Origin of the sequence: Herbaspirillum sp. Sphag64 (assembly GCF_014192645.1) — a bacterium.
Lineage (GTDB): Bacteria > Pseudomonadota > Gammaproteobacteria > Burkholderiales > Burkholderiaceae_D > Herbaspirillum.
Map to the genome: position 1 here is coordinate 1 of NZ_JACHYE010000029.1, position 6,531 is coordinate 6,531.

Consider the following 6,531-nt stretch of genomic DNA (forward strand, 5'->3'; position numbering starts at 1 on the left):
TTCTTGCTCTTGGTGCCGGTGATGGGAATTATCAGGGAAGTTTCGATGTCACCCAAATCAACAATAAATATCTTGGCTTCAATGCCTTCAGCAAGACCGGAGCTGGCGCCTGGGAGCTGACCAATACCAACAATTCGGTGACACCGTGGACCATTTACGATGGGGCCTTGCGTATCAGTTCAGATGCCGCGCTTGGCGCGACTAGCAGTGCGTTGACATTTGGTGCCGCCGGCGTCTCGACTGGAGAGACGACAAGCGCTGGGAGTGGTCAGTTGCAATTGCTGGCGTCAGTCAATTCTGGCCGCGAGATCAAGTTGCAGGGTAATGCTGTGATTTCTGTCGGAAACAATAGCTTTACCAGTACCGGTAAGATCTCAGGTGATGGTGAACTGGTTCTTGCCGCTTCGACAGGTGGCTCATTCTATTTCACTAATAATAGGATGCGCCAATCGGGTGGCCTGATTTTATCAGGCGGTGATCTGTATTTCGGAAATGGAGCCAGCTTTGGTGTCAATGGCGACTATGAGCAGGGCAATGAAGGCAAGCTGCATATCGCACTGACCGCAATCGAGCTGCTGCCTACCATCATGGCGAACAAGGCCACCCTTAACGGCACACTGGACGTAAGCAACTATAAGATGCCGACTGCGAAAGTAACCAAAAGCAGTGCGCTTGCCGATGGCGACCGTATCCTTATCCAGACCGAGGAGGGTATTGAAGGTAACTTCACCAACATCATTGATCAGGCTGTAGACGGTTACGACTATCTGCGCGTTGTGGGCATGGTCCGCAATAATGACTATGTCATGGGTCTTAATCTTGCATGGAATTCTGACGTCAGCCCGAGTGGCAATTTCACGCTGAACAACAACGATTTTGCTGTGGAAGAAGTACTTGCCAACCGCAGTGATGGCGGCGATCTGCGCAAGGCAGGCATCTACACATTGAGTTTATCTGCTGAAAATACTTATACAGGCAGAACTATTGTCGACGCTGGCCGATTGGCCTTGACCGGCAATGGAGATATCAGCCGTAGCAGTGAAGTGAGCTTGAATAATAATAGCTCGCTCGATGTGAGGAGCGTCTCCGGTAGTGCCACGCTTGTCAAGGATCTGAATGGTTCTAATGGTACTCAGGTATTGCTTGGCAGCACGCAGTTGACTGTCGAAAACGCAAATAATACGATTTTTTCCGGGAGTATCAATGGTACCGGTTCACTGAACAAGACTGGTAAAGGAGACTTCGCGCTGTCAGGTGCGGCGGGGAGTACCTCAGGCAAACTGTTGCTTTCTGAAGGTTCTCTCAGTTTTGTTGGTGGTGCTACATACCAATTAGAAGATACCTATACACAGCATGACAATACACGACTGAAGATCCACCTTGATGAGAGTGAGGCAGCAACAATCATCGCCGATCGAGCAGAGCTTGATGGCAGTCTGATGGTCGATAACTACAAAATTACCAAGCCTGTAGCCCGTGCCAGTGAACTGGAAAAGAATGATCGCGTGCTGATTGCCACGAGCAATGGTATCGGTGGCGATTTTACGAACGCTCCGGATCAAGCCGTTGAAGGTTACGATTACCTGCGTCAGAGTGGCCAGATCAAGGGTAACAATTACGTCATGGGTCTGAGTCTGGCCTGGAATTCGCTGACCAACCCTACTGGCAGCTTTACCCTTAACGCGGGAGATTTCGATGTTGATCAGGCGCTCGGTAACCGCGCTGACGGTGGCAATGACCTGAGCAAGAATGGTACCGGCACACTGTACCTTTCGGCGAGTAATACCTATAGTGGTAGCACAGACGTCAACGCCGGTACGCTGGCACTGACAGGCGAGGGTGATATCAGCGAGAGCAGCAGAATCAGGATTCGTGATGGCGCATCACTTGATCTCGCAGGTGTCGGCGATCTTGTAACGACCATCAGTAATCTGACCGGAGACGCGGGAAGCAAGGTCAAGCTTGGCGATACCGTACTGACTGTGGATAGCTCCATCGATACCGATTTTTCTGGCCAGATCCTTGGGAGGGGCGGGTTGACAAAGAGCGGTGACAACACATTGACTTTGTCAGGAAATAACGAATATACGGGAGCGACTGTCATCAATGGTGGTGTTCTGCTTGCTGGTGCGACCGATATTATTGCTACCAGTAGTGGCCTCGAAGTCCGCGCTGGTGCAACTTTCAGGATGAACGATCTGGCCCAGTCGGTAGCACAGATATCTTCCACTGCCAATACAGGCACGATTGATCTTGGTAACACAACACTGACATTGACTGGCAATGGTGCCAGCACCGCCAGTTATGCCGGTGAGATTATTGGCTCGGGCAATCTCGTCAAAAATGGTGGCTATACGCAGTACCTCCGCGGCGATCAAGCGTTTGCCTATAGTGGCACAACCACGATCAATGCTGGTGTGTTGGCATTGCGGGAAATGAGCGGTGTGACGGCGAACAAATCGATTTTCCTCCATGGTGGCTGGCTTGACTTGTCGGACAACAGTGAAATGACGGACTGGAGTGGTCTGGTCATTGCTGATGCCGCCGCCGATGGAACTGGCGGAGTGATTGGCTATGGCGATGTTATCTATCTTGGCGATGGTAACTTCAACGCCAGTATTGGTGCCGGTGATGGTGGACTTGCTGCAAGTAATGGCGTCTACGTTATTAAAGAAACTGCTGGTGAAACCATTCTTGGTGGCGCTGCCAATACCTATGTCGGCAATACCCGCATCAACGCCGGCATGCTCACGGTTAGTCGTGATGATTTGCTAGGTAATACTACATATAGTCGTGAAGTCGTTCTCAACGGCGGCAGTCTTCGCATAGATGGTAGTTTTGCAAGTGATCGGGCCCTGCAACTTGCCGCTGATGCCAATCTGGATGTGACTTTTGGTAACACGACGGAATGGAAGGGTGGCGTTGCTGGACTCGAAGGCGCGTCCACTTCGGGTCTGCTCAAAACCGGTGCCGGAACGCTGATCCTGTCCGGTAGCAACCACTATATCGGTGGTACCAGTATTGCTCAGGGTAAGTTGGTACTTAAGGAACGAGCTGATTTGAACGGTACCGATCTGTTATTCACCGACGCTGCAGAAAACGGCGAGTTTGATGTGTCCGGCTTGAACGGTGGTCTTGCACGGATTGGTACGCTGACTGATAACGGCAGCAACAATCTCATCTCTTTGGGAGCCAATACCCTGCAAGTCAGCGGTGGTGGCAATTTTGCGGGCAGTATTCAGGATACAGCCTTGTCGGGCGACATCGGTGGCAGTTTGCTCAAAAGCGGTGACAATACCCTGACACTATCTGGTATCAATACTTACACTGGTACGACCAAGGTGAGTGGCGGTATCCTCAGTGCCGGTGCCAGTGACATTATTGCCTCGAGCAGCGGCCTGGAACTGGAAGAAGGTGCGATTTTCCGCATGAACGATCTGGCACAGTCGATTGCCCGTGTGGACTCCAGCAGTAAAGCAGCCAGCATCGATATGGGGAGCGGCACGTTGACGCTCACGGGTAACGGTAGCAGCATCGCGAGTTACAATGGCAGCATTACTGGTACTGGCGAACTTGTTAAAAACGGTAGCTATACGCAGTATCTGCATGGCGACCAGGCGCTTGGTTACTCAGGTATCACGACCATCAACGAAGGGGTGCTGGCGTTGCGTGATGTCTCGAATCCAACGTCAAGCAGGTCAATCGTCCTCAATGGTGGCTGGCTCGATTTGTCAGATAATCCTGCCCTTCAGGACTGGACTAATCTGGTCATTACCGATTCCGCAAAAGATGGCACTGGTGGTGTGATCGGTCACGGCGATGCGATTCGTCTGGAGAATGGTGAATTCAATGTGGCGATTGGTGCCAGTGAAGATATGCCCGCTGCCAAAAAGGGCGTATATGTCGTCAAGGAGACTGAGGGTGAAACCATCCTCGGCGGTGCGGATAATAGCTATGTTGGCAATACCCGTATCAATGCAGGTATTCTCACCGTCAGTCGCGATGGATTACTGGGGGACACGGAGAACAGTCGTGAAGTCATTCTGGGTGGCGGGACATTGCGAGTCAATGGCAGTTTCACAACCGCCCGTGCGATTGAGCTGACTGCTGAAGGCCGAGTCGATGTTACGGAGGGGTATACCACGCAATGGGGAGGTGGTGTATCGGGCAGGAACGGTGATATTGCTGATTTCGGTCTGACCAAGACCGGCTCTGGTACGCTGATACTGTCTGGCGCAAACGACTATGCCGGTAGTACAGAAATTGTAGAGGGGACGTTGGCGCTAGGCGGTGATGCCGATTTAGGACGCAGCGTCCTGGCGTTTGCCGAGAGTGCGGAGAATGCCCGTTTTGATATCTCCACCTCTGAGAGAGAATTTGTCTTGATCGCCGGGTTGACTGACAATGGTATTGATAGCCGCATTTCCCTTGGTAAAAACAAATTGCATGTCGCTGGTGGCGGTACGTTCAACGGCAATATTCAGGACGGCGGATTAAGCTCTGGAAGCAGTGGCGGCCTGGTCAAATCAGGTAGTGAAGACTTGATACTGACCGCCGTCAATGACTACACCGGTACCACCAGAATTATTGACGGTGGATTGATTTTGTCGGGTGCAGGCAGTATTGCCAATAGTACTGGTGTGCTGCTTGACAGCGGGACTGCCGCATTGGATATTAGTGCCACCGACGAAGGGACTCGTATCAACAATCTTAGCGGCGTGAGCGGCAGTCAGTTACGACTGGGCGATCAGACGCTCACGATCAATCAGACTGAAGAAGCGATTTTTGTCGGCAATGTCAGCGGTAATGGTGGCCTGCAGAAGACCGGAGATGAAACACTGACGCTTGCCGGGGAGCTCACTTACTCGGGTGATACCGTGATCAAGGCAGGTAAGTTGGTACTCAATGGTCAATTTGGTGCGGCCAACTTGACTGGTAACGTTATCGGTGAATCGGGCACAACGTTATCGTTGCTCAATGGAGCCACTTTGACCGGTACTATTGATCCACTGCATGTCGAAGTCGGCGCGTTCAGCACCTGGAACATGACAGGAAACTCCAGTGTGGAAACCATGACACTGGACGGTACAGTCAGACTTAACGCACCAGAAGCGTTGATGAGCGTTGGGCGTACCCTGACAGCGAACAACTGGGTTGGTGAGGGCGGTACCGTTACCCTCAATACCGTGCTCGGCGCTGATGATTCTGTCACCGATCAAATTATCATTGACGGAGGTACTGCAACCGGTGAAACCAAGCTGAACGTTATCAATGCAGGAGGCCTTGGTGCGCAGACCACTGGTGATGGTATCAAGGTGGTATCTGCCATCAATGACGCCACTACCGAAGAGAGTGCATTTGCGTTATCCAGCAAGCTTTTTGCTGGTGCATTTGAATACAAGCTCGAACGCGGTGGCGTCGCAGATGCGGATGATTGGTATCTGGTGAGCATAGCCCGCGCCGAGAGCGCTCTGTATAACGCCTTGGGTAGCCAAACTACGGGTTACGGTCAGGCGGTCGTCGGCAGCCTGGTTGAACGTATGGGTGCGCCAGAGCAGTTGGTCAACCAGAATGGCCTGACTGGCTGGGGACGGGTGTTTGGTCAGGCCGATTATCGCGGTGCCAGCAAGCAATCCGTCGCTCAGAATATTGATGTGCGCGGAATGCAGGTGGGCCATGATATTTACGTCAATTCACAAGGTGCTGGGCGCGACAGTATTGGTCTGTATGTTGCCAGCGGTCAGAGTACGGCACGTATTGCCGCCGTTGATACCAGTAGCGATACGGGCAGCCTTGCTGGCACCAATGTCATCAAGGCCTATAGTGCCGGCGCTTACCTGACCCGACTTGACGGTAAAGGCGCTTTTCTGGACGCCGTATTGCAGGCAACACGCTATAACATCAACAGCCAGTCATCCAATGATTTGAAGACATCAACCAACGCCTGGGGACTGCTGGGATCGGTCGAAGTTGGACAGGCAATTGACCTGAGTTCCAGTCTCAAACTGGAGTCACAGGCGCAGATTTCTGTGCAGCACATCAAGATGCGTGATCTGGAAATTGATGAGGCGACAACCGTGCGCACGAATACAGGTACCAGTGTGACATCACGTGCAGGTCTGCGTCTGTCGAAGACTGGACTGTCAGCCGGTGATCATCCGGGCACGGTCTGGTTGGGAATGGATGTGTTGAATACCAGTGGCAGCAACGCCAAGACGACGTTCGCTACGCCTGGCGCTGAAGATGTCGATTATGTCGATCAACTGACAGGTTCACGCCTCAAGCTGAGTGCGGGCTCTGACGGTGAAATCGCCAAGAATCTCAACCTCAATCTGCGGGTAAGTGCAGAGAAGAGTATCGATTCGTCACGCCAGAAGAGCTTCGGTATTTCGATGAGTCTGAAATTCGCGTTCTAGGCGATCAAAGAGCAGTGATTGGCACCGTTAAAGCGGTAGTCAGTCACTGCTTTTTTGTTGATCGCTGGCACGCTCAGCGTCGACGGATATTCTCAACGTAAGCCGCGCCATCGGG

At 52.3% G+C, this 6,531-nt stretch carries 1 protein-coding gene; it reads left to right on the plus strand.

Features of this window, described 5'->3' with window-relative positions; genetic code table 11:
- Window positions 1–6,416, plus strand: a 6,416-nt coding sequence (locus FHW66_RS20565; protein WP_183381696.1) for an autotransporter-associated beta strand repeat-containing protein, incomplete at its 5' end; no start/stop codon positions are given.
- Window positions 6,417–6,531 lie beyond the last annotated feature (115 nt).